This window comes from Marinobacter alkaliphilus, from assembly GCF_055394375.1.
Genome location: NZ_AP043751.1, coordinates 2,222,341 through 2,249,283, shown reverse-complemented (window position 1 = coordinate 2,249,283; position 26,943 = coordinate 2,222,341). Strand labels below are relative to the sequence as shown.

The 26,943-nt window shown below is 56.6% G+C and carries 25 protein-coding genes; 9 read left to right on the top strand and 16 right to left on the bottom strand.

The genetic code is table 11. The features are described from left to right. Positions 1-127 precede the first annotated feature (127 nt). From ACZ5Q2_RS10280 to ACZ5Q2_RS10270, 3 genes are all read left to right on the top strand, one after another. Positions 128-2,347, top strand: coding sequence for a hypothetical protein (locus tag ACZ5Q2_RS10280; RefSeq protein WP_432210172.1), 2,220 nt, complete (start codon positions 128-130; stop codon positions 2,345-2,347). An 85-nt stretch (positions 2,348-2,432) separates the two neighbouring features. Next, positions 2,433-3,359, top strand: coding sequence for a glucosaminidase domain-containing protein (locus ACZ5Q2_RS10275; RefSeq protein WP_432210173.1), 927 nt, complete (start codon positions 2,433-2,435; stop codon positions 3,357-3,359). A gap of 32 nt (positions 3,360-3,391) precedes the next feature. Next, positions 3,392-4,288, top strand: a complete 897-nt coding sequence (locus tag ACZ5Q2_RS10270; protein ID WP_061331511.1) for an acyltransferase — start codon at positions 3,392-3,394, stop codon at positions 4,286-4,288. Here ACZ5Q2_RS10270 and ACZ5Q2_RS10265 read toward each other — a convergent pair whose 3' ends face one another. The 5 genes from ACZ5Q2_RS10265 to zapE form a co-directional block, all read right to left on the bottom strand. Beyond that, positions 4,289-6,964 (bottom strand): helix-turn-helix transcriptional regulator, encoded by a 2,676-nt coding sequence (locus tag ACZ5Q2_RS10265; RefSeq protein ID WP_227510107.1) that lies wholly within the window; start codon positions 6,962-6,964, stop codon positions 4,289-4,291. A gap of 273 nt (positions 6,965-7,237) precedes the next feature. Further along, on the bottom strand, positions 7,238-8,599 hold the full coding sequence (locus ACZ5Q2_RS10260; protein WP_061331513.1) for a DUF1329 domain-containing protein: 1,362 nt from the start codon (positions 8,597-8,599) through the stop codon (positions 7,238-7,240). Between the two features lie 33 nt (positions 8,600-8,632). Beyond that, positions 8,633-10,525, bottom strand: a complete 1,893-nt coding sequence (locus ACZ5Q2_RS10255; RefSeq protein ID WP_061331514.1) for a DUF1302 domain-containing protein — start codon at positions 10,523-10,525, stop codon at positions 8,633-8,635. A 220-nt stretch (positions 10,526-10,745) separates the two neighbouring features. Then, positions 10,746-11,930 carry a thiolase family protein gene (locus ACZ5Q2_RS10250; RefSeq protein ID WP_061331515.1) on the bottom strand — a complete coding sequence of 395 codons (1,185 nt, stop codon included), beginning with the start codon at positions 11,928-11,930 and terminating at the stop codon, positions 10,746-10,748. 166 nt (positions 11,931-12,096) lie between these two features. Further along, positions 12,097-13,194, bottom strand: a complete 1,098-nt coding sequence (gene zapE / locus ACZ5Q2_RS10245) for a cell division protein ZapE (protein WP_432210713.1) — start codon at positions 13,192-13,194, stop codon at positions 12,097-12,099. A gap of 276 nt (positions 13,195-13,470) precedes the next feature. Between zapE and ACZ5Q2_RS10240 the strand changes: the two genes are divergently transcribed. Further along, positions 13,471-13,908, top strand: coding sequence for a Z-ring associated ZapG family protein (locus ACZ5Q2_RS10240; RefSeq protein WP_058092005.1), 438 nt, complete (start codon positions 13,471-13,473; stop codon positions 13,906-13,908). Between the two features lie 278 nt (positions 13,909-14,186). On the opposite strand, the gene ACZ5Q2_RS10235 is transcribed toward ACZ5Q2_RS10240, so the two are convergent. From ACZ5Q2_RS10235 to ACZ5Q2_RS10185, 11 genes are all read right to left on the bottom strand, one after another. Then, positions 14,187-14,930 (bottom strand): Nif3-like dinuclear metal center hexameric protein, encoded by a 744-nt coding sequence (locus ACZ5Q2_RS10235; RefSeq protein WP_058092006.1) that lies wholly within the window; start codon positions 14,928-14,930, stop codon positions 14,187-14,189. Positions 14,931-15,154: 224 nt separating this feature from the next. Further along, on the bottom strand, positions 15,155-16,216 hold the full coding sequence (gene hisC / locus ACZ5Q2_RS10230) for a histidinol-phosphate transaminase (protein WP_432210174.1): 1,062 nt from the start codon (positions 16,214-16,216) through the stop codon (positions 15,155-15,157). A gap of 230 nt (positions 16,217-16,446) precedes the next feature. After that, positions 16,447-17,751, bottom strand: coding sequence for a histidinol dehydrogenase (gene hisD / locus ACZ5Q2_RS10225; RefSeq protein ID WP_432210175.1), 1,305 nt, complete (start codon positions 17,749-17,751; stop codon positions 16,447-16,449). A gap of 240 nt (positions 17,752-17,991) precedes the next feature. Next, positions 17,992-18,636, bottom strand: coding sequence for an ATP phosphoribosyltransferase (gene hisG / locus ACZ5Q2_RS10220; RefSeq protein ID WP_319635670.1), 645 nt, complete (start codon positions 18,634-18,636; stop codon positions 17,992-17,994). Between the two features lie 26 nt (positions 18,637-18,662). Further along, positions 18,663-19,925, bottom strand: a complete 1,263-nt coding sequence (murA, locus tag ACZ5Q2_RS10215; protein WP_152438669.1) for a UDP-N-acetylglucosamine 1-carboxyvinyltransferase — start codon at positions 19,923-19,925, stop codon at positions 18,663-18,665. A gap of 19 nt (positions 19,926-19,944) precedes the next feature. Beyond that, positions 19,945-20,193 (bottom strand): BolA family protein, encoded by a 249-nt coding sequence (locus tag ACZ5Q2_RS10210; protein WP_061331522.1) that lies wholly within the window; start codon positions 20,191-20,193, stop codon positions 19,945-19,947. A gap of 60 nt (positions 20,194-20,253) precedes the next feature. After that, positions 20,254-20,571: an STAS domain-containing protein gene (locus tag ACZ5Q2_RS10205; protein ID WP_432210176.1), complete on the bottom strand. Its 318-nt coding sequence runs from the start codon at positions 20,569-20,571 to the stop codon at positions 20,254-20,256. Further along, entirely contained in the window at positions 20,568-21,221 is a 654-nt protein-coding gene (locus ACZ5Q2_RS10200; protein WP_432210177.1) for an MlaC/ttg2D family ABC transporter substrate-binding protein, read from the bottom strand. The genes ACZ5Q2_RS10205 and ACZ5Q2_RS10200 overlap by 4 nt, the downstream gene beginning before the upstream one ends. Before the next feature lie 31 nt (positions 21,222-21,252). Continuing rightward, positions 21,253-21,702, bottom strand: a complete 450-nt coding sequence (mlaD, locus tag ACZ5Q2_RS10195; protein ID WP_432210178.1) for an outer membrane lipid asymmetry maintenance protein MlaD — start codon at positions 21,700-21,702, stop codon at positions 21,253-21,255. Between the two features lie 21 nt (positions 21,703-21,723). Continuing rightward, positions 21,724-22,506 (bottom strand): lipid asymmetry maintenance ABC transporter permease subunit MlaE, encoded by a 783-nt coding sequence (mlaE, locus tag ACZ5Q2_RS10190; protein ID WP_432210179.1) that lies wholly within the window; start codon positions 22,504-22,506, stop codon positions 21,724-21,726. Beyond that, positions 22,503-23,315 carry an ABC transporter ATP-binding protein gene (locus ACZ5Q2_RS10185; protein WP_061331527.1) on the bottom strand — a complete coding sequence of 271 codons (813 nt, stop codon included), beginning with the start codon at positions 23,313-23,315 and terminating at the stop codon, positions 22,503-22,505. Before ACZ5Q2_RS10185 ends, mlaE begins: the two co-directional genes overlap by 4 nt. Before the next feature lie 217 nt (positions 23,316-23,532). Here ACZ5Q2_RS10185 and ACZ5Q2_RS10180 point away from each other — a divergent pair, with 217 nt between their 5' ends. Genes ACZ5Q2_RS10180 through lptB form a run of 5 tightly spaced genes read left to right on the top strand, consistent with a single transcriptional unit; the run spans position 23,533 to position 26,940 of the window. After that, on the top strand, positions 23,533-24,522 hold the full coding sequence (locus ACZ5Q2_RS10180; protein ID WP_319634617.1) for a KpsF/GutQ family sugar-phosphate isomerase: 990 nt from the start codon (positions 23,533-23,535) through the stop codon (positions 24,520-24,522). Beyond that, entirely contained in the window at positions 24,522-25,091 is a 570-nt protein-coding gene (locus ACZ5Q2_RS10175; protein WP_319634618.1) for a KdsC family phosphatase, read from the top strand. Before ACZ5Q2_RS10180 ends, ACZ5Q2_RS10175 begins: the two co-directional genes overlap by 1 nt. Continuing rightward, positions 25,088-25,687: an LPS export ABC transporter periplasmic protein LptC gene (gene lptC / locus ACZ5Q2_RS10170; RefSeq protein WP_432210180.1), complete on the top strand. Its 600-nt coding sequence runs from the start codon at positions 25,088-25,090 to the stop codon at positions 25,685-25,687. The genes ACZ5Q2_RS10175 and lptC overlap by 4 nt, the downstream gene beginning before the upstream one ends. Continuing rightward, entirely contained in the window at positions 25,671-26,207 is a 537-nt protein-coding gene (lptA, locus tag ACZ5Q2_RS10165; RefSeq protein ID WP_432210181.1) for a lipopolysaccharide transport periplasmic protein LptA, read from the top strand. Before lptC ends, lptA begins: the two co-directional genes overlap by 17 nt. Positions 26,208-26,214: 7 nt before the next feature. Then, a complete protein-coding gene (lptB, locus tag ACZ5Q2_RS10160; RefSeq protein ID WP_432210182.1) occupies positions 26,215-26,940 on the top strand; it encodes an LPS export ABC transporter ATP-binding protein in 726 nt (241 codons plus the stop codon). Positions 26,941-26,943 lie beyond the last annotated feature (3 nt).

The window sequence follows — 26,943 nt, the reverse complement described above, 5'->3', positions numbered from 1 at the left end:
GCCTCTCACCGATGCAGAATCCGTTACCCGGCCGACTCGCGGGGTAACGGATTCGTGCTACTCCTCACGCTCTCCCCCGCTTTTTGTTGCTAGGCTTCCCGGATACTTACTCAACGGATTGTCTGGCATGAGATTGAACCTCGCCACCCTACTGGCCGCCACCCTGATACTCACCGCCTGCAGTGGCGACAGCGCTATTGATGGTGTCAAGGAGATCCCCAACCGGTTCGGCAATGCCGTCAATGCCCTGGACGATTTCACCCCTGGCAGTACCGGCGACTCCAACAACGCCCGCGGGCTGAGACCGAACGAAGTCCGGGTTACCATGGAAGTGCCGGCCAGCGTTGCCCCGCAGGGTGAACCCACGCGCAGGAATCTGCGGATTGTGGTGCCCGACCGTGTCGAGGTTTACCGTACGGACTATACCCTCAGGAAAGACCTTGGCACGGTGCGTTTTTCAACTGCCACGGACGACGATGGTTACCTGATCATTGCGTTTGAGGACGGTGTCCCGATCGGGCCCGATGTTGTTATCGAAGCCTCCTATCGCGGCACCACGCTCAAAGCCCTCGCCGCCGACGCGGACCGGGATGTGAAGGTCAACCCGTTTTCCCATTACCTGGTTGTCGAGGGGCTGGGGAATTACGATGCCATCGATTTTCAAACGGTCATGAATTGTGTCAACAGCAGCCTTTGCCTGAACAAGTATGTTTGGGGCACGGTCGCGGACCAGGTACATGACTTCGAGATCGATATCGGCACCAATGCGAGTATTGCCAGCGCCCTCGACCGGCTGGATAACCGGGCCGACTTCAAAGCCTACGTGGCTGCCATGGCAGATTATGCCCTGCTCGGCCAGGATAATTCAGACACCGTCCGCGCCAGTTCCGCCGATTACAATTCGGTCTTCCTGGGGCTGGAGCTTGGCCAGACCTTCCGGGAATCCAATGCGTTCGGCGCCGGCCAATGGGGTGTCCGTACCGCCCAGGAAGAGGCGCTCACCGCCACCGGAAGCGCCTATCTTTACCCAGCGCTCACGCTCACATCCTTTGAAGCGTTCAACATCAATGTCACCTCTTTGGCCACCGACATTCCGTACGATCGGCAAACACTCATTCACGGATTGGACAACGGCGGCGTCCAGACTTTCTTCAACCGGGGTTCGGATCTTTGGGCGCGCAACAGCCATTCAAGCGCTCCCGGGGCAGCCACACTCACCCCACCCCGAAGCGATGCCCAGAACGGTGATGCGATCAACCCCGCCCGGTTGCTGGCAGGCCGCGCCCTGTACCAGAGTGTGACTGGCCGCGACAGCAGCAGAATCACGGGTTGGACCCGAAATCCCTATCATCTGGATGCTTTCACCTCCGCGCCGGCAGAGCCGGATAGCAGCCCGGACCGAGTGCTCACCAGCTATTTCTCGGCCGGCAAAGCCATTGAGCTTCAGGAAGAGGGAGGCAAACTCAAACGCCAGGACACTTTGGAAGACCACTACCTTTCTGTGTTTGAGCTGCACCTGGAGCGCAGCAGCGATTTCAGCCTGTTCACACTGGCAGAGCAACGCTATAACCTGGTGTATATCGCGCCCCGATTCGGCAATGAAGATGACCCACTGGTTTTCGAAACCGGGCACGGCACCTGGGACACCCAAACCCCTGATGGCAACCGGCTGGCAGCTGAGGTGACACTCGATCAGTTCCGGGTTGTCCGGGCCAGTAATGGCCAAGTGCGAGCAGAGGCGAGTTCTGGAACCGGTGACTGGAACATGGCTAACCGATTGTCTCGCCCGAGCCAGTCAGACCAATATATGGGCAGGTTGACCCTCTATGAGGACCAGGCCGGCGAAGCGTTTGGAACACCGGACATGGGCCTGGGCGCCACCACCCCGGACGGCTCACTGATGGCCTTCAATCTGGATGACAGTTACCTCGGCGACGGCCTGGTGATCGCCGGCCAGCCTCCCACTGATTCACTGGTGCCGGCCCGCTACAGGCTTCAGGGGGTTATCATCGCCATGACCGATAACACCAGTCGGATGCATCAGATCCACAACGGCTTGCTGGAACTGGACGACGGAGGCGGCGCGACCATTAACGCTGCCGGCTTTGAGATTCACCACGATATCCCATCCAGTAACGTCTCTGAGCCAAGGCAAGCCAGCCTGGCATCCTCACTCGGCGTCACTGCCTCGGAAGACGGCGAGATCACCCTTAGCGGCGGCGAACTCACACTCGCGGGATTCTACACAGGAACAGGTGACCAGATATTTCTGACCTTGCGGGATAACACCGGCCCCGAGTTTCAGACCGGGTTACTGATAGCCACGGTGATCCCGGAATCGGACTAACAGAACCAATACTCAGGACGCCCTCGTATAACCTGTTATAATTTCTGCCATATCGCCTGACATACCCATAAAGACGAGAGGTTTTATGACTGCAGTTACCCGGGCGCTGATGCTGTTTGTTCCTTTGACTCTGTTCGCTGTAGCCGGTGCTCTTTACGTTCCACCAGATTATTCTGGTGAAGGTAACGGTGATGATGAAGTGGTTCTTGCGTCGCTTCCGCGCCTCCCCGCCTGGGCAAACGAAGACCTACCGGATTTCTCAGGCTACAGCGACACCACCGAACGTAAAGTTGCGTTCTTCTCGTTCCTTTACCCGCGGATTGTTCTTGCCAACTCCCGCATTCTGCTTGAACGCGAATACCTTGAGTCGCTTGCCAGCAAAGCCGAACTCTCAGATCGCGAAGAAAAATGGCTGACTGATCAGTCACAACGCCTGAGGGTTGATGCCGAAACCGGCAGTGAAGAGCAATTTGCGCTGTTACGAAAGCGACTGGATGTTATTCCGCCATCGCTGATTCTTGCCCAAGCCGCCAATGAATCTGCCTGGGGCACGTCTCGCTTTGCCACTGAGGGTAATAACCTGTTCGGTCAGTGGTGCTTCAGCAAAGGCTGTGGTCTTGTACCCCTGAGCCGTGTTGAAGGGGCCAGCCATGAGGTGGCAAAATTCTCCTCTCCCTATCAGTCCGTTCGCTCGTATATCCAGAACCTGAACCGACACCCCACCTACCAACTGGTCAGAGACCTCCGATTGCAGAACCGCCAGGCGGAACAGCCGCTTTCCGGGCTGGCAATGGCGGAAGGCCTACTTGGCTATTCCGAACGGGGTGAGGAGTATATAAAAGAGATTCGCTCCATGATTCGCTACAACAACCTTGAGTTCTATGATCAGGAATTCAGGAATTTGTTGGGAGAGCGCACCCCCGCCAAGTTCAAACAACTGGCCTCAGTAAAGGCAGATACTGCGCTGCTTCCCGGCGCGGAAGGCGCCTTGGCCAGCCCGTTTGAAGGCTGACATTACAATCTGAACCTACAGAGATAGTGCCCATGCTCAATTTCCTGCCCGCCCCATTGAAAGGGGTTCTGGTGGTTCTGCTTATCCTGCTGAATACCATTGTTTTCCTTCCGTTCCTGCTGCTGTTCGCCATCATCAAACTGGTGATCCCGGTCACGGCCGTGCGTAAGGTCTGCACTGTGATCGTCAATGGCATCGCCTGGTATTGGATAGGCTTCAATAACACACTGGTAAAACTGTTCCACAAAGTTGAATGGGACGTTCGGGGCGCTCAGGAACTCAGCCGCAAGCACTGGTACTTCGTGACCTGTAACCACCAGAGCTGGACAGACATTCCGGCGATTCAGTACGTATTGAACAGCAAGATTCCCCTGCTGAAATTCTTCCTCAAGAAGCAATTGATCTGGGTACCACTGCTAGGCGTCGCCTGGTGGGCGCTGGATTTTCCGTTCATGCATCGCCATACCAAAGAGCAGATCGCCAAGCGTCCGGAACTGAAAGGCAAAGACATTGCAGCTACCCGAGCTGCCTGTGAGAAATTTCGCTACACGCCGGTGACCATCTTCAACTTTATGGAAGGCACCCGCTTTACAACAGAAAAACAGGCCCGCCAGAACTCACCCTATAAAAACCTGCTGAAACCCCGCGCCGGTGGAACAGCTTTCGTGTTTGGCGCCATGGGCGAGATGATTCATACCATGCTTGATGTGACCATTGTCTACCCTAAAGGAACGCCTGGAATCTGGGACTACCTGTGCGGCAGGGTAGACAAAATCATTATCGACATTCGCACCCGGGAGGTACCCGAGCGGTTTCTGGGCATGGATTACGAGGGTAACCGGGAGCTGCGCGTGGACTTCCAGCGCTGGATAAGCGAGATATGGGCAGAGAAAGACGCCCGGATTGAGGAGCTGAAGGCCGGGGGCTGACTAAAGCAGCCCCAACTCCCGTGCCCGCACAATCGCCTGGGTTCTGGACTTCACTTCCAGCTTGGCGTTAATTCTTCGTGCATGGGTTTTCACGGTATGCAGCGAGATATGCAGCTTGTCTGCGATTTCCTGGTTTGACAGGCCCTTGGCAATCAACTCAAGAACACCCTGCTCCCGGTCACTGATTGGTTCCGCGAGCGCATCGGCAACCACCACCGCGCCCTCGATACCAAACAGTTCGCCCAACGCACTGGTAAAGGGACATTTCTCCAACCCCCTGAAGGTCTTTTCCATGAGGGGGCGTAGCTCCTGCATCAGTTCTGCGAAAGGACTGATGAAGTGTTCCCTGGCGGCCTCCCGAACGACGCTTTCCAGCTGTCGCCTGCCAGCAGGCAGCCCTTTTTCTTCCGTCAGGAGCACCGCATCGAGCAGGCCCGCATGAAGCAGAAGCCCCCAGGGTAAGGTGTCTTCGTACCGGTGATACACAGCAGAGAGATGTTCCCTGGCCCGAATCAGGTCGCCGTTCACCAGATCAATCCGCACCTGCAAACAGTCCAGCAAGCCCGGAATCATCGGGAACAGTTCAGGAACACAGCCGTCCTTACGGAAAGGTGCCAGCTTTGTCATCGCCTGAGAGGCGCTCTCAGGTTGACCGCAGGCCAACCAACAGCTCGCCTTCAGCGCTTCAAGTACCGGCAGGTAAACAGACTCGTCAACCTGCCAGGAATGCATGGTTCGTTCGGCACGGCCAATCCATACAAAAGCGTCATCCATACGGCCCTGAGCCCGACACATCAGAACCCTCAACGCCATAGCCAGCAGCAGCCCCAGATCACGAGTTTGCTCCGCATGCCGGGCACAGCTCACCAACAGGCGATCGGCCTCCTTCAGACGCCCTTTATGCCAGAGCACCAGAACCAGATTCAGTTGTAACCGTGTTTCCCCAATACGGGCGGGCCGACTGAGCTCTTGCATGGCGGTATCCAGCCCGGTTCGCAAAAGCTGTTCTGCATGGCCCAGAGCACCCTTGCCCAGCTCAATCCTGGCGTGAGCATAGACTGCCAGTGCTTCAGAACCAGAGTCGCCAGCTTCCCGAGCCAACTTTGCAGCGGTTCGATTGGCATCCCGCGCTGCCTGAAAGTACCCACCAGCGCATAACGCACTGGACCTGACAATTTGAGTCACCAGTTGCGCCTGGGTAGACAAGCCTCCCGTCGCCAGCGCCTTGTCAGCCATCTCAAGCGCAGGTGCCACAAAGCCCTCACCACGAAGGATAAACGCTTTAAGGGCGTATATTCGGGCTTCCTGTTCTCTTAGATCTGACACACTGAACGATTCGAGCAACTCTCTCGCCTGGCGGAATTGGCCACCAATCGCATGAACCCAGCCGTAGACGATTCGCAGCCTGGCACTCCGCTCCAGCAACTGGGCAGGCAGGCTTCGTCGCAGCGTCAGCAACGACGCCGTGTCTTGCCCCAACAGCAGTGCCTCGGTGCCCTCGGACGCGATGCGTATGACTTCATCATTTTCACCCGCCAGCAAGGCGTACTTTAGCGCCTCCGGAAACTGCTCCCGTTGCCCAAACCAACGGCTTGCCATCAACATACGGGTGGCATAACCGCCCATCATGGGCGCCTGTAACCAGGCTTGGAGCAATGGGTTCAAACGATACCAACGCCCCCTCCCCGGCACCTGCTTTAATGGCAATCCGCGTTCCGCCGCCGACGATGGCGGCATATCCGGCTCTGCGGTGGTGCCCTCCAGTGTCAGGAACAGCTCATCTGAACAGCTTTCGAGTTCCGCCATCACTCGCAAACTGCGAACCTGTGACTGCGCCAACGGCGCAAGCACGGTGCTCTTGATAAACCGTTCCACGGACTCGGTTTCGTGAACCGGCTTTCTTTCATCGCCACGAGCGAGCTCACGAAGGTACAGGGCCAATGGGGTTGGCCAGCCTTCCGTCAGGTTGTACAGGTGGTCGATGGCCACACTGGTAATCAGGCGTTCATCACGTGCTTGCTGAAAAAACTCGAACGTTTCCGACCGGGAGAACTCGAGGCGATCCACAGACAAGTGCTGGTAGACACCCTGCAGATCCAGCGTGTGGCTCTCAAACGGCAGGGGTAAACGTGATGCCATCACCACCGCCAGGTTGCCAGGAATGTTCGTAGCCAGTTGATGGAGTAATCCCACCACAGCCGGGTTCGTCAGATGATGAAGATTATCCAGAACCAGTACATCCCGATTGGACTCCTTCTGTCGGGCTTTGGTGACCAGAAGAACAGAAAGATGATCCTGGAAAGTACCGCCATTTGGCGCTGAGACCTCAGACAGACCAAGGGCCGTGGCCAACAGTGAGAGAAAACGAGAAGGGGCGTTGTCACCGCCGTTAAGTGTAACCCAACGAATACTGGCATCCGGCGCAGCATTGAGCGCGCTGACCAGGGAGTGGGTTTTGCCATAACCACTGGGCGCCTCCAGAAACAACAGATGTCCTGGCGACATAGCGGCCAGGATCTGCTGGTCCAGCTCTGGCCGGATTAGCCTGGAGACAGGAATTGCCGGCATCTGAAGCCTTTGCTCCAGAAGGTCTCGCACAAGCTCTCCATGCGCAAGGCCATTGTTGGCGGACTGAAATTCATCGTTGGCTGCACAGCCATCATTATAGGATTTCACGCACTGCCCCATTTAAAACCGGCTTCCTGCTATCAACAGGCCGGCGTAAAAAGAATCTTCTTTTCACGGATTATGGCTTGGCGTCCTGCATCGGGTACGCCTTTAGTATGAGTTGCTTGGAAGAAGGTTAAACCAAAGGTGGGGTGAGCTGCAAAATTTTGACGTGTAAAAAGTTTGTCAGTGGCGAATTTTTAACACCAAAAGTTCGGTTACGGCCACAAAAAAACGGCGGGCCAAAGGCCCGCCGTTTTCAGTTACTGCCAAACTCGCCTGTTATCGGGTACCTGCACGGCGCAGCGCGGCCGGCGTGTAGTCCCGTGACTGGCGGCTAACACCGAAGCTGTACGGATTGCTCTCTTCGTTGGTCAGACCCAACGCGAGGTAGCGACCAGACAGCAGATCATACAGAACTTCGATGGCGTACCAGGGCACATCCTGATCGTAGAACTGCATGCCATGGGCTTCAGCCACACGCCACAGCTCGCCGCGGCCGTCGTAATGATCAATGACCGACGCCTGCCAGGAGTCTTCGTTCAGGTAGAAGTCACGCTGGGCATACACATGACGCTCACCGTCTTTCAGGGTGGCCCGTACGTGCCACACACGATGCAGCTCATAACGGGTAAGGTCCTGGTTGATGTGACCAGCCTTGATGATGTCGCTATAGCTCAGGTTACGATCAACAAGCTTGTAAGAGTTGTAAGGAATATACATCTCTTTCTTGCCGACCAGTTCCCAGTTGTAACGATCGGGAGCGCCGTTGAACATGTCGAAGTTATCAGAGGTACGCATGCCGTCAGCCGCGGTACCCGGGCCATCGTAAGCCACCTGTGGAGCGCGACGAACACGACGCTGACCGGCGTTGTAGATCCACGCACGGCGAGGCTCTTTCACCTGATCCAGGGTCTCGTGTACCAGCAGAACGTTACCCGCCAGTCGGGCCGGAGCGGTAATGGCCTGCTTGAAATAGAACAGAACGTTGTCGTCTTGCCCTTCCTGATAGTCAGACAGGTAACGGTTCCAGGTCAGCTCGTCCTGGAATTTGACCACAGAAAAAGCACCATTAGTGGTTGGTGTAACCTGGCCAACGTTACGTTGAACAGACCCGCCACGATAACGGGTAATGTGGTTCCAGATCGCCTCAAGGCCGTTCTGCGGGATCGGGAACGGAGTAGCATTGGCATAGTTACCAATACCATTACCATTCTGGATCAGTTCGGAACGAGTAGCGTTCTTTACCGTCTCATCCATGATGTCCTGAGGGTAGACTGCCGTCCGATGCGTGGTGTAAACCGGCATCTTGTAATTCGGGTACTGCCGAATCATGGCAATCTGGCCAGGGGACAGCTTGTCTTCGTATTGACTTATGTTGCTCTGATCAATGACGAACTTTGGCTGCTCGTTCGGGAATGGGTTTACATAAATACCATCACCCTTATAGCCTGCCGGCGGGGTGGTCATGCCACCTGTCCACTCAGGGATGTCGCCACCGTTGCCTGCGCGCTCCGCACCCATCGGTGTCAGAGTATCGCCCAGTTTGGCTGCTTCTTCAGCAGAAACCGCGCCCCAGGCCTGGCCCGCAAAGAGACTTGCAGCCAGTACGCCTGTGGCCAGTAGTTTCTTGTTCAGTTTCATTTAAATTACCTCGTTAAACGAATTCGGTCCGGTTCAGAATGAGTAAGAGACGCTAGCACTCACGAAATCACGGTCGGTCAACTCGTTATACGGCTTGCCACCGAAAAAGTTTGTGTAACCAATGTTACCGGTGATTTTGTTCTGGTAAACCGCTTCCAGAGACAGGCCGATGGATTTGTTGCCCTCGTTAAAGGCTCCACCGGGCTGCGGTGCATAACCTTTCACGTCATGACTCCACGCCAGCTGGGGAGACAGGTTGATGCCTGCAAAAACGTTGGGGTAGTCCCACACCAGGCGGGAACGGTAGCCCCAGGAGAAGGACGTGGTGAACCCTTCGTTGTTACAGTAGTTGGTGTTGATGTTTGCACCAAGCGCACAAAAGTCCGCACCGGAATCCAGCGGGAGAGCGCCAATGCCAAAGGTACCAGAACGACCGTATCGAGCTTCTGATGTATCGGGAAGGTCGTGCACATAGGTTGCACCAAACTCGGTGATCAGAGACATACGGCTTGCGCCCATCACCTGATCAAAGAACTTGATCAGAGTAAACTGTGCCTGAGACACCTTGAAGCGATCATAGCCCTCTACAGGCTTGCCAGCCAGGTTGGCGTTATTGGATTCTGCAAGGCGCTGGCGCTCCAGGCCACTCAGCACTTCGCCATTCGGCCCACGCTGCTGAAGACCACCAAAGATCAACTCAAACGCGTTCCACTGCAGCGGCACATTGTCCCGGAAGCTATACTCAGCGCCCAATGACCAGCCACCCGGAGTGGTAGTGTTCACACTGATACCGTAAAGATTAATGTTCTCAGGGTACTCAATGAAATAACTTGGAAAAGTGGAATTCGGCAGATTCGGATCGTTCTGCTGCGTGGCACTGGGCGACGCCGGGTTGCTCACAAGGCCGCTTACATAGGGCAGGCGACTATTGTACTTGATGTAGTAGAAACCAAATTCAGAGTCGTTCAGTGCTGGTACGTACCAACGCAGCGCCACACCAAACTGGTCTTTGGAATCTGCTTCTTTATCAGCCAGACGCGGTGCAACAAAGCCCTGCGCTAACGCCTGGGAGTCAGGCAGTTGGCCAGCCAACAATACCGGACCGCAACCGTCAGCGGCAAAGTCGTTGGTTGAGAAGAATGTGCCACAGTCATCCGGGCGAACCGGATCCCAGTCAGCCTGAACGAAGGCTTCTACAGTGATAGAATCAGTAAGGCCAGCCGACACATAGAACATTTCTACCGGCAACAGAGCATCTTTCAGCTCGGCGCCCGGGGCGCGGAAGGCAGGAACGTCAATCGGGTTAATGGTATTGATACCACCCTGGATAAACGTACTTTCACCCCAGCTAACCACTTGCTTACCATAACGGGCACTGACAGGCATATTGCCGAAGTACCAATCAGTAAAAATGTAAGCATCCAGAATTTCACCACCAGAGGCATTGGCCTTGGCGCGGTCGTTAAGCTCACGCTGCTGCCCGACATCGTCAGTCGCCCGACCTTCGTCTTTCAATTCGAAGTCATACCAGTAACGGCCACGTACCAGACCACCCACACGAGTCAGCACATTGCTGTCTACAGAGTAATCGAGGAACAGTTCACTGTTACCCTTAACAATCTTTGAGTAGGTATCGCCTTTGTCAAAGTTCAGGTTGCCGTCATCATAGTTGTTGGTAGACGCACCGATGTTCTCGAGCGGCTGCCCCGGAGTATACTCAGGGCCAAGGTTGCCTTGGCCAATCAGGCGCTTATCCTGGCTTTGAGTTCTCCAACCCACACCAGCTGACAACGTGGTATTGAACTGCGCTTCAACATCTCCCACATAAAAGGAGATAGCAGAGGCCGGGGCGGACACGCCGGCGGCTATGGCGACGGCAAGCGGTAACTTGGTCCAACGCTGCCACGGTTGAGTTTTTCTTGTCATTGGAAGGCTACTCCGTTGTTGTTCTGAGTCGCTGCTCGGTTGTTCTGATTTTGGTGTCTTGGCGGCTGTGCATACAGTGCCCTGATGCTTGCACTATAGCTAAGGCCTTTGGGGGCTTTGATCAGTCAAAAGTATGATTTTGCTGTCACTCTCCGTTTAGCCGTGTTTTCGCACTCCCTCACTATAGACAAGATTCGGGAGTGCAACCACTTTGACTGTGTTACAGAACTTCGATGGCCATGGCGGTGGCTTCACCCCCGCCAATACACAGTGCGGCAACGCCTTTTTTCTTGCCGTAGTGCTTCAATGAATGCATCAGCGTGACCAGCAGACGGGAGCCGGTGGAGCCGACCGGATGGCCCTGGGCGCAGGCGCCGCCATGCACATTCACCTTGGCCGGGTCCAGGCCAAGTTCTTTGATCGGCATCATGGCAACCATGGCGAAGGCTTCATTGATTTCGAAAAGATCAACGTCGTCTTTGGTCCAGCCGGTTTTCGCGAACAGGGTTTCAATGGCTCCCACCGGGGCGCAGGTGAACTCGCTCGGGTGCTGGGACTGGGTGCTGTGGGCCACGATACGGGCCATCGGCTTCAAGCCGCGCTTCTGGGCTTCGGATTCACGCATCAGAACCAGAGCGGAGGAGCCGTCAGAAATAGATGAAGCGTTTGCTGCGGTCACGGTACCATCTTTTGCAAATGCCGGGCGCAAGGTCGGGATTTTTTCGATGTTGGCGGCATGGGGTTGCTCGTCGTCTTCCACCACCACCTCGCCTTTGCGGGTTTTTACAGTGACGGGGATGATTTCTTCTTTCAGCAAGCCTTCTTCGATGGCTTTCTTGGCACGAGTCAGGGACTGGATGGCGTACTCATCCATGTCTTCCCGGCTGTAGCCTTTCTTGTCTGCCATTTCCTGGGCGAAGGAACCCATCAGGCGACCGGTTTCCGCATCTTCCAGACCGTCCAGGAACATATGATCCTGCGGAGCCTGCCCGGGCCCCATACGATAGCCCTGGCGGGCTCCAAGCAGCACGTAAGGTGCATTGGACATGCTTTCCATACCACCGGCGACCATGATGTCGTTGGTGCCTGCCTTGATCAGGTCATGGGCCAGCATGGCCGCTTTCATGCCGGAGCCGCACAGCTTGTTGATGGTGGTGGCACCGGTGCTGTCAGGCAAGCCGGCCTTACGCATGGCCTGGCGGGCCGGGCCTTGCTTGAGGCCGGCAGGCAGCACGTTGCCCATGATGACTTCCTGGATATCGGCGGGCTGCAGGCCAGCGCGCTTGACCGCTTCGGCGATGGAGATGGCGCCCAGTTCAGGGGCTGAGACCGGGGCGAGACTGCCCATAAATCCGCCCATTGGGGTGCGTACGCCGCTTACTATGACTACGTTGTCTTGGCTCATTTGTGACCTCTCTTGGTAACGGGTCTGTCCCCGGAGGGGGACTGACCCACTTTTATGAAGCTGGGCTCTAAAATGGGTCAGTCCCCGTTCGGGGACAGACCCTTTGACAGACCTCTTTTCTGGAGCTGGGTTCCAAAATGGGTCAGTCCCCGTTCGGGGACAGACCCTATGGCTTATGGGGCGCTTCCAGGTATTCCCGGGATTGCATTTCCAGCAGGCGGGATTCGGTGCGCTCGAATTCGAAGCTCAGGCGGCCGCCGGTGTAGAGCTCGGTGATCGGGGCGGCTGCCGAGATGATGACTTTGACGTTTCGGTCGTAGAACTCGTCAATCATATTGATAAATCGACGAGCCTGGTCGTCATTGTTTTTACCAAGCTGAGGCACGTTGCTGATGATGATGGCGTGGAACTGACGCGCCATTTCGATGTAGTCGTTCTGGCTGCGTGGGCCATCGCACACGGATTTGAAATCAAACCACACCACGTCGTCTGCGTGGGCCTCCGCCGGAATTTTGCGGCCGTTGATTTCCATGGTTTTGCTGTGCTTGCCTGCCTCGACCGCCAGGGCATCAAAGCTGGTGCGCAGGCTCACATCGGCCTGATCGTCCAACGGGCAATGGTAAAGCTCTGCCTGCTCAAGGGTTCTCAACCGGTAGTCCACGCCGCCGTCGACGTTCACCACATCGGTATGCTGCTTTACCAGCTCGATCGCCGGCAGGAAACGGGCCCGTTGCAAGCCATCCTTATAGAGGCCATCAGGCACGATGTTCGATGTGCATACCAGGGTAACACCGCGACCAAACAGGCCATCCATCAGGGTAGCGAGGATCATCGCATCACCGATATCGGAGACAAAGAACTCATCGAAGCAGATAACGCGGGTTTCATCGGCAAACTTTTTGGCCACCCGGTCCAGCGGATTTTTCTCGCCCTTAAGCTGTTTAAGTTCATTGTGAACCCGCTGCATGAAGCGATGAAAATGCACCCGCATCTTGCGGTCAAACGGCAATGCCTCGTAGAAAGTGTCCATCAGATAGGTCTTGCCGCGGCCCACACCACCCCAGAAATAGAGCCCCTTGACTGGGTCTTCTTTGCCTTTCTTCAATTTACGGCGCAGTTTCGCCAGACCTTTGTGGCGATCACTTTCGGCATCGACCAGTTTGTCGTACAGTGCCTGAAGGCGGCGGATGGCATCTTCCTGGGCCGGGTCTTTGTGAAAGTCCGGGCGTTCAAGATCCTTTTGGTAACGTTCCCAAGGGCTCAGGTTCGCGACGGTTTCAGAAGACATGGCTGCTGTCATCAGGGTTTCCCGGGATTGTAATGGTGTTGGATTTTCGGCGCGGTATTGTCGCTTATTTCGCACTTTTTCGCCACGCCGGACGGGTGCTGGTGTCCCGTCTGGCTTATTCCTTAGCCAGACGGGACACCAGGGCAATACGACGATTCGCTCAGTACCTGGCCATGGGCTCAATCAGTCAGGGGAGTTATACTCTTTGAATGAGGAATAGCTCACTCGCATGCAACGAAAGGACGTTATTATATGACAAACCTGATTCTGGCGGCGGTAGCCGCGTTGGTGGTTGGCATTGTCATCGGGATTCTGGTGGGCCGCTCGGGCCAGGGAGCAACACTTCGGCAGCGCCGGGCAGAGCAGCAGATTGAAGAATTGCGCAGTGAGTTTACTCGCTATCAGGCACAGGTGAATGAGCATTTCATGGAGTCTGCGCATTTGCTGCGCCGGTTTAATGATGCCTATCGCGATGTGAATCAGCATATGGCCCGTGGCGCGAACCGGCTTTGCAATGATGAGGACTGGCTGGAAGAGCTTGGACAGGACGGCTCTGGCCGGTTGGAGCACGGCAGTGATGAAAACTCAGAGCCACCACGGGATTATGCGCCGAAGGCTGATCCTGAGGACAAAGGCACGTTGGCCGAAGATTATGGCCTGAATGCGGATGGTACCAAGCGGTCTGCTTGAGCTCCTAGTTCCAGCGCCAGACGGGAGTTTTGGCTTGGAGCCTTACCTTAAATAGCCTTCTGGCTCTGTGCATGGTCAGTCAGGGGGTAGGGCTTCCAAAAACCGCTCCTTCGGCACATCCATGTGGCGCTTCTGCTCCGCCATCCATGGCTCCGCACATTTTTGGAAGCCCTACCCCCTGACTGACCAACCTGACTCCACCGAGACCTCCCACGACCCACGAAATCAGATAGCCTCGGAACATTTGTGAGGGTTTCCGACGAGAACCAACCAATACTCTATACCGGGTTATCACAATCGACGAACTGGTGCCTCACACCAAATTCTCTGGCCAACGCCTCTCCCAACGCCTGGACGCCATAGCGTTCAGTTGCATGGTGACCAGCCGCGTAGTAGTGGATTCCGCATTCCCTGGCTGTATGCGTCGTGGGCTCGGAAATTTCACCGCTGATATAAGCATCAACACCCGCATTCAAGGCTATGTTGATGAACCCCTGGGCAGCACCAGTGCACCAGGCTACGGTTTCGATTTTTTCGGGGCCATTACCAACATGAAGTGGCTGCCGGTGAAGGGCTCTGGCGATGTGGAGACCAAACGTTTCCGGAGTCATTGGCTCGGAAAGCTCACCCTGCCAAACCAGTCCGCCGATCGGCGCGGGGTTCTGGATATTCAGGACATTGGCGAGTTGGCGGTTATTGCCGTATTCAGGGTGGTCATCGAGCGGCAGGTGGTATGCCACCAGATTGATCTCGTTATCCAGCAACTGTTTGATGCGGTTCTTTTTCATGCCGCGGATGGTCTGGTCCTCGCCTTTCCAGAAGTAGCCGTGGTGGGCCAGAATCATATCGGCGTTATGTTTCACCGCTTCGTCGATCAACGCCTGCGATGCGGTTACCCCGGACACGACAACGCGTACGTTCTCGCTACCCTCTACTTGCAGACCGTTCGGGGCGTAGTCCTGAAAACCTTCCGGCTGAAGCCATTCGTTGATTTTGGCGAGGATCTCGTTTCGGTTTGCCATGTTTGTGCTTGCCTCCCCATCGTGCGGTGCTTCTGAGGTCGGATCGGCGCACTCAGTTCATGGGGAAGCAATGTGCAGGATGGCCTTTCCAAAAACCGCTACGAGCACATCCATGTGCGCTTCTCTCAGGCCATCCTTGGCCTTCGAAATTTTTGGAAAGGCCATCCTGCACCTTGCAGCCGAACTTTATGCGCGCCGATTCCTCGTTCGAGTGTTGCGCCAGCTTAAAGAAAAGCCAGGCCTTTGATCAAAGAACTGTTTTGGTCTCTGGTGCCAATGGTAATTCGCAGGAAGTCGCTAATCCGCGGCTTATTGAAGTGACGAACGATAATGCCCTGCTCTCTCAGCTTGGCGGCAATATCGGCACCTTCGTGGCTCGGGTGCCGGGCAAAGACAAAGTTTGCTTTTGAGGGCAGAACTTCAAAGCCAAGGCGCTCCAGTTCAGAGGTTACGCGTTCACGCTCGTCAATCACACCACCACAACATTTCTCAAACCACTCTAGGTCCTCAAATGCGGCGATCGCGCCAACCAGAGCAAGGCGATCGAGCGGATATGAGTTGAAGCTGTCTTTTACCCGATTCAACGCTTCGATCAATTCCTCATTACCCACGGCAAAGCCTACCCGAAGACCAGCAAGAGACCGGGCCTTGGACAGAGTCTGGCTGACTAACAGGTTCGGATAGCGGTTGACCAGTGAAATAGCCGTTTCACCACCGAAGTCTACATAGGCTTCATCCACCACCACTACGCTATCCGGGTTGGCTTGCAGGATGTCTTCCACATGCTCCAGCCCCAAATAACGGCCAGTCGGAGCATTTGGGTTCGGGAAGATGATGCCGCCGTTGGGGCGTTTGTAATCGTCCGGGTTGATTTCGAAGCTGTCAGTCAATGGGATGACGTCGCTCTCGATCTGGTACAGGCCACAGTACACCGGGTAGAAGCTGTAAGTGATATCCGGAAACAGAATCGGTTTGTCGTGTTTGAGCAAGCCCTGGAAGATGTGGGCCAGAACCTCGTCTGAACCGTTACCCACGAACACCTGCTTGGCGGAAATACCGTAATCCGCGTGATAGGCAGCAATCGCCTCTTTCAGCGCCTGCCCTTCCGGGTCCGGGTACAAGCGGAGGTTGTCATTCAGCTCAGACTGAATGGCAGCGATCACCTTCGGGGACGGCCCGAAGGGGTTTTCGTTGGTGTTCAGCTTGACCAGGTTCGCCATCTTCGGCTGTTCACCCGGTACATAAGGTTGCAATTGGCTAACCAATGAACTCCAGTACTTACTCATGGGATACGCACTCCAAATTGGTGCCATAAAACAAAAAACATGCCGCGATGATGCAGGCTGGTTGCTCAGAGGTTAGCAGAGAGCGGGGCTGGAAAGCCTTTCCAAAAATTTCGAAGGCCAAGGATGGCCTGAGAGAAGCGCACATGGATGTGCTCGTAGCGGTTTTTGGAAAGGCTTTCCAGCCCCGCTCTCCCGCTCCCAAGCCAGAACAACCAGCCGGTGCAAACAGCCTAGTCCTTAATACGGTACTCCGCTGAACGGGCGTGAGCCGTCAGACCTTCGCCCCGCGCCAGCACAGAGGCGACCCGCCCCATCCGGTCGGCACCCTCGGGGCTGAAGCCGATCAGGGAGGAGCGTTTCTGGAAATCGTAAACGCCCAGCGGCGAGCTGAACCTTGCCGTACCGCTGGTAGGCAGCACGTGGTTCGGGCCGGCGCAGTAGTCACCAAGGGCTTCAGCGGTGTAACGGCCCATAAAAATGGCGCCGGCGTGGCGAATGTCGTCCAACATCGCCTGCGGATCTTCCACCGACAGTTCCAGGTGTTCCGGAGCAATCCGATTGGAGACTTCCGCCGCTTCCTTCAAATCGGCCACGTGAATCAGCGCACCACGGCCAATCATGGACGTGCGAATAATCTCCTCCCGCTCCATGGTCGGCAGCAGCTTGTTGATGCTGGCTTCCACCGCATCCAGAAAAGCCGCATCCGGGCTGATCAGAATACTCTGGGCCTGCTCGTCGTGCTCGGCCTGGGAAAACAAATCCATCGCGATCCAGTCCGGATCTGTCTTGCCGTCGCAGATCACCAGGATCTCCGACGGGCCGGCAATCATATCAATGCCCACAACCCCGAACACTTCCCGCTTGGCTGTAGCCACAAAAATATTCCCTGGGCCCACAATTTTGTCCACTGCCGGCACAGTCTCGGTACCGTATGCCAGCGCCGCCACAGCTTGCGCACCGCCAAGCGTAAACACCCGATCAACCCCGGCAATCGCGGCCGCCGCAAGCACCATGTCGTTCACCACGCCATCCGGCGTCGGCACCACCATGATCAACTCACCGACACCCGCCACCTTCGCCGGAATGGCATTCATCAGCACCGAAGACGGATACGCCGCCTTACCACCGGGCACGTACAAACCCGCCCGATCCAGCGGCGTCACCTTCTGCCCGAGAAGCGTTCCGTCCTCGTCTTCATACTGCCAGGACTTCTGATCCTGCCGCGCATGATAATCCCGGACCCGCTCAGCCGCTTTCTCCAAAGCCACCCGCTGATCCCGAGGAATCCGCTCCAACGCCGCCTGAAGACGACCCTCGTCCATCTCCAGCTCCGCCATGGAGCCAACCTTCAACCGGTCAAACTTCTCGGTAAACTCCAGGACCGCCGCATCGCCACGGGTTTTCACCTCACGCAGGATATGCCGAACCGACTCATTCACCTGATGGTCAACACTGTCATCCCACGCCAGCAGCTTGGCGAGCGCGCTGTCAAAGTCGCTCTGGGTTGTCGTCAGTCTGGTGATTCTGTCGTTCATCGCTTTAATCCTGCGTTGGATTGAATACTGATTTCCGTCGGATTACCCGCCAACAGTTCGGGATTTGAATAGATAGGGCCTCCACCTCGAAAGTACACGGAAGCCCTCGGGTAGGCCTTTCCAAAAATTTCGAAGGCCAAGGATGGCCTGAGAGAAGCGCACATGGATGTGCTCGTAGCGGTTTTTGGAAAGGCCTACCCGAGGGCTGACATGCACCCAACGAAAAAGGAAGGCTTACTCCTAAGAACCCCGACGGCGATCCACAGCAACCGCCATTTTCTCGATGATGGGATTAATCTGCCCATGCTTCATCTTCATAGAAGCCCGATTAACCACCAACCGCGAACTGATATGATCAATCAGCTCCCGAGGCTCCAGCCCATTGGCCTTCAGCGTATTGCCCGTATCCACAATATCGACAATCTCATCCGCCAGATCCAGAATCGGCGCCAGCTCCATTGCCCCATAGAGCTTGATAATATCCGCCTGCCGCCCCTGAGCCGCATAATAACGCCGCGCAAGATTGACGAACTTGGTGGCCACCCGGATTCGCCCGGCCGGCGGCTGCTCACCCTTCTTGCCCGCGGTCATCAGCTTGCAGCGGGAAATGTTCAGATCCAGCGGCTCATACAGACCTTCCCCGCCATGCTCCATCAGCACATCCTTGCCCGTGACTCCAAGATCGGCCCCGCCATACTGAACATAAGTGGGCACATCGGTGGCACGGATAATCAGAATCCGCACGTTCGGGTCTGTGGTCGGGAACACCAGCTTGCGGGACTTCTTCACGTCGTCGACCAGCTCAATACCGGCCTCCGCCAGCAGCGGCAAGGTCTCTTCGAGAATTCGTCCCTTTGACAAGGCGATGGTGATGGAATCTGTCATGGGTCTTTTCGGGTCCCGTTGGTTCATTATGCCGGCAAACGGCGAATACTTGCGCCCAGCAGCTGCAGTTTTTCCTCAATACATTCATAGCCACGGTCTATGTGGTAAATGCGGTCTACGATGGTGTCGCCATCAGCCACCAGGCCTGCGATAACCAGACTGGCCGAGGCTCGCAGATCCGTGGCCATAACCGGCGCGCCCGTCAGATGCTCCACACCTTTAATGATGGCGGCGTTACCTTCCAGACTGATATCCGCGCCCATGCGAATCAGCTCCTGCAGGTGCATAAAGCGGTTCTCAAAGACCGTCTCTACAATGGTCCCCGTGCCCTCGGCGACGGCATTCATCGCCGCAAACTGGGCCTGCATATCCGTCGGAAATGCGGGGTATGGCGCCGTTCGCAGGTTAACCGCCTTCGGGCGCTTACCCTTCATATCCAGCTCAATCCAGTCCGGCCCGGTGGTGATGTGGGCGCCTGCTTCTTCCAGCTTCAGTAATACCGCCTCAAGCAAGTCTTCGCGGGTATCTTTAACCTTCACCCGGCCACCCGTGGCGGCCGCAGCCACCAGATAGGTACCGGTTTCAATGCGATCCGGCAGCACGTTGTAGTGGCAACCGTGCAGGCGCTCTACGCCATTGATCTCGATAGTGGCGGTGCCATGGCCCTTGATGTCGGCGCCCATGGCAATCAGGCATTCGGCCAGATCCACTACTTCCGGTTCCCGGGCAGCGTTTTCGAGGATGGTTTTACCCTCAGCCAGGGTTGCAGCCATCAGCAGGTTTTCGGTGCCGGTTACCGTTACCGTGTCCATGAAGATATGGGCACCTTTCAGGCGACCATTGGTTTTGGCCTTGATGTAACCATTCTCAACCTTGATGTCCGCGCCCATCAGTTCCAGGCCGTGGATGTGCAGGTTGACCGGGCGGGTACCGATGGCACAGCCGCCAGGCAGAGAAACCTCTGCTTCACCAAAATGGGCTACCAGCGGGCCAAGCACCAGAATGGAAGCACGCATGGTTTTGACCAGCTCATAGGGCGCATGAAAATGCTTGATGGTGTTGGCGTGAACCTCAACACTCATCTTTTCGTCAATCAGCAGCTCGACACCCATCCGGCCAAGCAGTTCGATCATCGTTGTGATGTCGTTCAGGTGCGGCAGGTTGCCAACGGTCACCGGCTCATCCGCCAGCAGGGTAGCTGCCAGAATCGGCAGCGCCGCGTTCTTGGCACCGGAGATGCGAATCTCGCCATCCAGAGGCTTGCGCCCCCTGATCAGAAGTTTATCCACAATATCTGTCCTGTTCGGTTCAGGCGTTGGCCTGCCGCTCGGCCCACTCGCTCGGGGTGTAGGCTTTCGGGTGAAGGGCGTGAATGGTGCCGTCCATGATGTGCTGGAACAGTACCTTGTTAATCATTTGCTGCCGTTTGATGGTTGGCAGGCCTTCGAATACCTCACCCACCGCGACCACGAGGTAATGGTTGCCATCAACCTGCACCTGCACTTCGCAATCGGGCAGTGCTTGTTTTACTAGATCGGTAACCTGGGCGGCGTCCATAGGGATTCCTCGGCTGTATTGAAATCAGGGGCGGAATTGTAACCAATTCCCGGGCGCCGGTCAGCTGTGTGAGGCAAATCCGGGAATCTGATCTTTAAGATTGCTGAGTGCAGCCAGCGACAGCAAGCGGTCGCTGGCGCCTTCGAAGGTGAGAGATACTTGCTGACTGAGCGCCAGCCGATGCCAACATAAAAGCATCGAGAGCACCACGCTGTGGGCGGTGCCCAGCCCGGCAAGGTCGACCGTAAGCGAGCTCTGGGCACCCTTGATTAGCTGTTCACCCTGTTTGCGCAACGGAATCACCGAATCGGCATCAACCGATCCGGTTACCCGCAATGTAGTACCATCCAAAATGACCGCAGGCGCGTCACTGGTCATGACTGGTCAATTTCCTCGTCCAGGTTCAGCGATTCCACCGCGTCGCTCCAACCATCGATGACCAGTTGAATCTGGCCCCGATTAGCCTCCATTTCCTGGGCAAAGCGGTCGCGGAAAGCCAGGCCGATATTGATACCCTCAACGATGACGTTTTCCATCATCCACCGACCTTCGGCATCGCGGTACATGGAATAGGTGACGGGATAGCGATTACCGGAAGAGGTGACGACTTCCATCTGCACGGTTGCGCGATCGTTGTTCTGGGCCATGATGGACGCCTCTTTCACCTGGATGGTGAAATCATCGGCCGACACCAGCGCCTGGGCATAACTGTCAAACAGGCTGCGCTTGAACTTCTCGACAAAGTCATCGCGCTGCTCTGGCGTCGACTGCCGGGCGTAGCGGCCCATTACCCGAGCCGCAATGCGACGAAAATCTACGAACTGGTCAAGGGCTTCATCCATGCTCGCGTAAAAGGCTTCCGGGTCGGATGCGTAGAGGCCCTTCTCCGCCTGAAGCTTTTTTACCAACTTCTGGGTATTGTCATCCACATACTGCCTGAGCTCTTCTTCCGGCCCTGCCCAGGCCTGGCCGAACCCTACTGCAAACAGGGCGAGTATCAGTATAAGGCGTTGTTTCAAAACAAGCATTGCAGTCTCCTGTGCGTTTATTCCCGTTGCCTCACCGGCCCGAGGCGAAATTGCTGATCATCCGTTCCAGATTCATGGCAGATTGGGTGGAATAGAAGGTATCGCCTTCTTTCAAGGACTCAAGATCCCCACCAATGGAGATATCAATGTACTGCTCCCCCAGAATTCCGGATGTACGTATTACTGCTGCACTGTCCGCCGGGATGTTATCCACGCCTTTGTGGATAGACATGGTCACCCTGGCCTGAAAGGTTTCCCGGTCCAGAGTGATCGACTCAATGGTGCCTACCGTCACACCCGCCATGGATATCCGGCCCCGGGGCGCCAGCCCGCCGATATCGTTAAAGTTTGCGTGGAGCTTGTACGTAGCGCCAGCAGCCTTGGGGGACAGGCCACTGACCTGCAACGCCAGGAACAGCAAGGCAGCCAGACCGGCGATAATAAACAGACCGACGATGATTTCTGTTGTTCGTTGTGCCATGAGAGGCTCCCGGAATACCTGTTAGAAATTTCCAAACATGACAGCGGTCAGCACGAAATCCAGGCCGAGAACCGCCAAAGATGAATACACCACGGTTTTGGTGGTGGCTGAGCTGATCCCTGCTGAGGTGGGCACACAGTCATAACCCTGGTACACCGCGATCCAGGCGCAGACAAAACCGAACACCACACTCTTGATCAGCCCGTTGAGAACGTCATCCACAAAGTCCACTGAGGCTTGCATATTGCCCCAATATGAACCTTCGTATACACCCAACCACTCAACACCCACCAACATGCCACCCCAGACGCCAACCACCGCGAATATCATGGCCAGAATGGGCAGTGAAATAAAACCCGCCCACAACCTTGGGGCGATCACCCGGCGCAACGGGTCGACCCCCATCATTTCCATGCTGGAGAGTTGCTCGGTCGCTTTCATCAGACCGATTTCGGCGGTTAACGCAGAACCAGCACGGCCAGCAAACAGCAGTGCCGCCACCACTGGCGCCAGTTCACGCACCAGGGTCAATGCGATCATCTGGCCGATGGCCGCCTCCGAACCAAAATCGCTGAGAATAGTGTACCCCTGAAGACCGAGCACCATGCCGATGAACAAACCCGACACCACCACAATGGCCAGCGACAGCACACCAACTGCATATAACTGCTTTACCAGGAGCGGAAAACCTACAGAGGGCTTCGGTACGCCCCCGACAACGCCCACCAGAAACTGACAGGCCCGCCCCAGTGACGCAATAACATCAAGACCCGTTCGCCCCAGGGCCGCTATGAGATCCATCATGCGCCACCCCCGCAGATACCGAAATCAGACGCTGCATCGCTGTTCGGGTAATGGAACGGCACCGGGCCGTCGGGCTGGCCTTTGAGGAACTGTTGAACCCGCTCGGAGGGGTGCGCCCTGAGTTCATCCGGAGTTCCCTCACCAATGACCTTGCCATCCGCAATGATGCACGCGTAGTGGCAGATACTCAGGGATTCCGGCACGTCATGGGAAACGAGCACACTGGTCAGGCCCATGGAGCTGTTCAGATCGCGGATCAACTTGACCAGAACCCCCATGGCAATGGGATCCTGCCCGGCGAAAGGCTCGTCGTACATGATCAGCTCCGGGTCCAGCGCGATACTGCGGGCCAGCGCCACCCGACGAGTCATTCCGCCGGACAGTTCAGAAGGCATCAATCTGCGGGCACCACGCAGGCCCACCGCTTCGAGCTTCATCAGCACGATATCCCGTATCATATCTTCCGGCAGGCGGGTGTGAACCCGCAAAGGAAAGGCAACGTTCTCGTAAACACTCAGGTCGGTGAACAGGGCGCCACTCTGAAAAAGCATGCCCATCTTTTCCCGCAGCACGTACAATTCCTTGCGCTTGAGCTTTGGCACCTCACGGCCTGCCACCACCACCTGACCGGAGTCGGGACGCAGCTGGCCGCCAATCAGTCGCAACAGCGTGGTCTTACCGGTGCCACTGGGGCCCATGATCGCGGTGATCCGCCCCTTCGGAATATCCAGCGAGACACCATCGAATATGCGCCGGCCGGAGCGGGAAAACACCACGTCGTTAAGGCTTATGTATGCAGATGACGCCATAATCCATCCTGATTAAAGAGCACCTACATTATGACATGCGCCGCTTCAGCTCAATGAAAAGCCGGTTAAAGCTACGTAAAATGTCTTGATGGCAATGATCAGTTTCCCTGAACGTTGGCTGCCACGCGTCTCAACAATGATATACTCACGATTCAGTCGCCCGATCACCGACGTTTGGCCGGGCAAACCAGACCGACCGAGCAGACTATCCGCCGAGATGACAGATTCACACGCTCCAGACACCCCCGACTACCGCTCCTCAGCAGTTCGAGCCATCCGCATCGAGCGGGAAGCTATCGAAGCCCTGGAAAGCCGTATCAACGGCGACTTCACCAGAGCCTGCGACGTTATCATGGCCTGCAAAGGCCGGGTAGTGGTCACCGGCATGGGTAAATCCGGCCATATCGGCAACAAGATTGCAGCCACATTGGCAAGCACCGGCACGCCCGCCTTTTTTGTTCACCCGGGTGAAGCCAGCCACGGCGATATGGGCATGATCACCCCACAAGATGTGGTGGTTGCCATCTCCAACAGTGGCAGCACCAGCGAGGTGGTGACTATTCTGCCGCTGATCAAACGCATGGGGGCACCGCTGATCAGCATGACCGGCAACCCGAACTCTGTGCTGGCTCAGGAAGCGGTCGCCAATCTGGATGTCAGCGTTGCCCTGGAGGCCTGCCCGCTTGGCCTGGCACCCACATCCAGCACCACAGCAACCCTGGTTATGGGCGATGCGTTGGCCGTAGCCCTGCTGGAAGCCCGAGGCTTCAGTGCCGAAGACTTTGCCTTCTCTCACCCGGGCGGCAGTCTGGGACGGCGCTTGCTGCTGCGGGTTTCTGACATCATGCATACCGGCGACCAGATTCCCAAAGTTCTTGAAACTACCACCCTCAGCGGCGCCCTGCTGGAGATCAGCCGTAAAGGGCTGGGCATGACCACCATCGTGGACGCCCAGGGGCATCTGACCGGCATATTTACCGATGGCGACCTGCGCCGGACCCTGGACAAATCCGTCGACGTTCACACCACCCCGATCCGGGACGTCATGACCCGCCACGGCAAAACCATTCAGGCTGACCACCTGGCGGCCGAGGCACTGAACATCATGGAAGAGATGAAGATCAATGCCCTGCCCGTCACCGACGACGACGGCAACCTGGTTGGCGCCATCAACATGCATGACCTGCTGCGTGCGGGGGTGATTTAATGAGTGACTTCGCACCGCCTGTGCACACCGGCTGGGACGACACGCTCAAGGCAAAAGCCGCCAGAATTCGCCTGATCGCCCTGGACGTAGACGGCATCATGAGCGACGGCCGGTTGTATTTCAGCGCTGCCGGCGACGAACTCAAAGCGTTCAATATACTGGATGGTCTGGGCCTGAAACAGTTGATGAAGGCTGGAATTACCGTGGCAGTCATTACCGGGCGCCGGTCACCACTGACAGAAAAACGGATGACCGACCTCGGCATCCCGCACCTGATGCAGGGCCGGGAAGACAAGAAAGTTGCGTTACAGGAACTGGTTGCAGGCATGGATATCGCTCCGGACCAGATTGCCTATATGGGCGATGATCTGCCTGATCTGCCCGCCCTGACATTCGCCGGCCTGGGTATCAGCGTGCCCAACGGCTACTGGCTAGTGCGTCAGCAAGCCGACTATTGCACTCAGGCCCCGGGGGGGCACGGCGCCGTGCGTGAAGCATGTGACCTGATACTCTGGGCGCAGAACCGGCTGGGCGCCACTCTGGCCCCCTATCTGGGCAAGCGGTCATGATCCCGGGGGCCCTGCCGGACATCGTTCGCAACCCCTGGGTTCGAACCCTGGCGCTGGCAGCCACGGTTCTCGCGACCGTCTTCCTGATGTGGCAGAACGAGGAAGGTGACAGTGTGCGGGGCGATGCCGCAGAACTCAGGGGCCCGTCGGAACCCGACAGTTTTATCATCGAGGGCCGCTACACAACCTGGGACGAACACGGCAACCTTAAGATGTCGATATCCAGCCCTCGAATTGAGCAGTTTGAAGACACCAACTACGCCACCATGAATGCTCCAAGGGCCAGGATTTTCAGCGAACAGGCTACCCCACCATGGATAATCGAAGCGGATGAAGGTAGCCTCCGGCAAGACGATGATCAGTTGACCTTGACGGGCAACGTAGTGGTACTCCGGCAAACCGGCGACTCTGAAGCCACCCTGAAAACCGAATCACTGACCCTGGATAACCGCCAGGGCACGGTATACACCGATCAACCGGTCACCATTACCGAACCGTTCGGCGTTACCGAGGCCAATGGCATGAAAGCCTGGGTAAACGAACGCATACTGGAACTCAACTCCCGGGTGGAAGGGCAATATGAAACCATCAGGTAAGCGCACACACCGACTGCCGGCCATACTGGCCGCACTGATGCTGGCCAGCCCGGCAACCGCGTTTGATCTGGATTCCGACACCCCCATCAAGGTCAGCGCTGATTCCGCCCGCCTGGACGATACCGAAGGGACCGCCATCTACACCGGCGACGTTGAACTGGTTCAGGGGGCCACCCAGCTGAACGCAGAACGGGTGGTACTGTATCGAAGCCCCGAAGGTCTCAGCCGGATTGAGGCAAGCGGCGAACCCGCCCGATATCGCCAGCCGGCACGGGAAGGTGAAGCCATGACAGACGCCCGGGCGCGGACCATCACCTGGTCAGCGGCGGAAAACCGGCTGACGTTCGAGCGCCAGGCCGTGATTGAACAGGGCAGCAATGTGTTCCGGGGCGACGTCATCCAATACGACACCGTGCGCAGGGTGGTCACTGCAGAAGGCGGCACGCCTTCGGAAGAGAGCTCTGGCCGGGTGGAAATGGTGATTCAGCCTCGCGGCTCCAGCAACCCCTCAGACGAATAGGTTACTGATGGCAGTTCTCAGGGCCAGCAACCTGGCAAAAAGCTACAAACAGAAAAAAGTGGTTCTCGATGTGTCTCTGGAAATCCGGTCTGGAGAAATCGTAGGCCTGCTCGGCCCCAACGGCGCCGGGAAAACGACCTGTTTTTACATGATTGTCGGGCTTGTACCCTCCGACCGCGGCCGAATCACCATTGACAGCCAGGACATCACCCCCCTACCCATGCATGGCCGGGCACGCAAAGGCATCGGCTACCTGCCCCAGGAAGCCTCGGTATTCCGTAAACTGACCGTGCGCGACAACATCATGGCCATTCTGGAAACCCGAAAAGGCATGAAACGGCCTGAGCGGGAAGCCAAACTTGAGGAACTGCTCGAGGAATTTCACATCACCCATATCCGGGACAGCCTGGGTATGTCGCTGTCCGGTGGTGAACGGCGGCGCGTCGAAATCGCCAGAGCGCTGGCCATGGAACCTGCGTTTATTCTGCTGGATGAGCCCTTCGCCGGGGTAGACCCCATCTCGGTCAGCGACATCAAACACATCATCCGGCATTTGCGAGATAAAGGCATTGGTGTGCTGATCACCGATCACAACGTGCGGGAAACCCTCGATATTTGTGAAAACGCCTACATTGTCTCCGGCGGCCATATCATCGCCTCCGGCAATGCTGAAGCCATCCTGGCCAATCAGCAGGTCAAGGAAGTCTACCTGGGTGATGAGTTCCACCTGTAAGCG

Coding starts and splice junctions, on each gene's coding strand:
- lptB (WP_432210182.1), top strand. CDS start 26,215: ATGGCAGTTCTCAGGGCCAGCAACCTGGCAAAAAGCTACAAACAGAAA.
- ACZ5Q2_RS10180 (WP_319634617.1), top strand. CDS start 23,533: ATGACAGATTCACACGCTCCAGACACCCCCGACTACCGCTCCTCAGCA.
- ACZ5Q2_RS10210 (WP_061331522.1), bottom strand. CDS start 20,193: ATGGACGCCGCCCAGGTTACCGATCTAGTAAAACAAGCACTGCCCGAT.
- lptC (WP_432210180.1), top strand. CDS start 25,088: ATGATCCCGGGGGCCCTGCCGGACATCGTTCGCAACCCCTGGGTTCGA.
- ACZ5Q2_RS10270 (WP_061331511.1), top strand. CDS start 3,392: ATGCTCAATTTCCTGCCCGCCCCATTGAAAGGGGTTCTGGTGGTTCTG.
- ACZ5Q2_RS10240 (WP_058092005.1), top strand. CDS start 13,471: ATGACAAACCTGATTCTGGCGGCGGTAGCCGCGTTGGTGGTTGGCATT.
- ACZ5Q2_RS10255 (WP_061331514.1), bottom strand. CDS start 10,525: ATGACAAGAAAAACTCAACCGTGGCAGCGTTGGACCAAGTTACCGCTT.
- ACZ5Q2_RS10235 (WP_058092006.1), bottom strand. CDS start 14,930: ATGGCAAACCGAAACGAGATCCTCGCCAAAATCAACGAATGGCTTCAG.
- hisG (WP_319635670.1), bottom strand. CDS start 18,636: ATGACAGATTCCATCACCATCGCCTTGTCAAAGGGACGAATTCTCGAA.
- ACZ5Q2_RS10280 (WP_432210172.1), top strand. CDS start 128: ATGAGATTGAACCTCGCCACCCTACTGGCCGCCACCCTGATACTCACC.
- mlaD (WP_432210178.1), bottom strand. CDS start 21,702: ATGGCACAACGAACAACAGAAATCATCGTCGGTCTGTTTATTATCGCC.
- ACZ5Q2_RS10250 (WP_061331515.1), bottom strand. CDS start 11,930: ATGAGCCAAGACAACGTAGTCATAGTAAGCGGCGTACGCACCCCAATG.
- lptA (WP_432210181.1), top strand. CDS start 25,671: ATGAAACCATCAGGTAAGCGCACACACCGACTGCCGGCCATACTGGCC.
- ACZ5Q2_RS10275 (WP_432210173.1), top strand. CDS start 2,433: ATGACTGCAGTTACCCGGGCGCTGATGCTGTTTGTTCCTTTGACTCTG.
- hisC (WP_432210174.1), bottom strand. CDS start 16,216: ATGAGTAAGTACTGGAGTTCATTGGTTAGCCAATTGCAACCTTATGTA.
- ACZ5Q2_RS10185 (WP_061331527.1), bottom strand. CDS start 23,315: ATGGCGTCATCTGCATACATAAGCCTTAACGACGTGGTGTTTTCCCGC.
- ACZ5Q2_RS10175 (WP_319634618.1), top strand. CDS start 24,522: ATGAGTGACTTCGCACCGCCTGTGCACACCGGCTGGGACGACACGCTC.
- hisD (WP_432210175.1), bottom strand. CDS start 17,751: ATGAACGACAGAATCACCAGACTGACGACAACCCAGAGCGACTTTGAC.
- ACZ5Q2_RS10260 (WP_061331513.1), bottom strand. CDS start 8,599: ATGAAACTGAACAAGAAACTACTGGCCACAGGCGTACTGGCTGCAAGT.
- mlaE (WP_432210179.1), bottom strand. CDS start 22,506: ATGATGGATCTCATAGCGGCCCTGGGGCGAACGGGTCTTGATGTTATT.
- ACZ5Q2_RS10205 (WP_432210176.1), bottom strand. CDS start 20,571: ATGACCAGTGACGCGCCTGCGGTCATTTTGGATGGTACTACATTGCGG.
- ACZ5Q2_RS10200 (WP_432210177.1), bottom strand. CDS start 21,221: ATGCTTGTTTTGAAACAACGCCTTATACTGATACTCGCCCTGTTTGCA.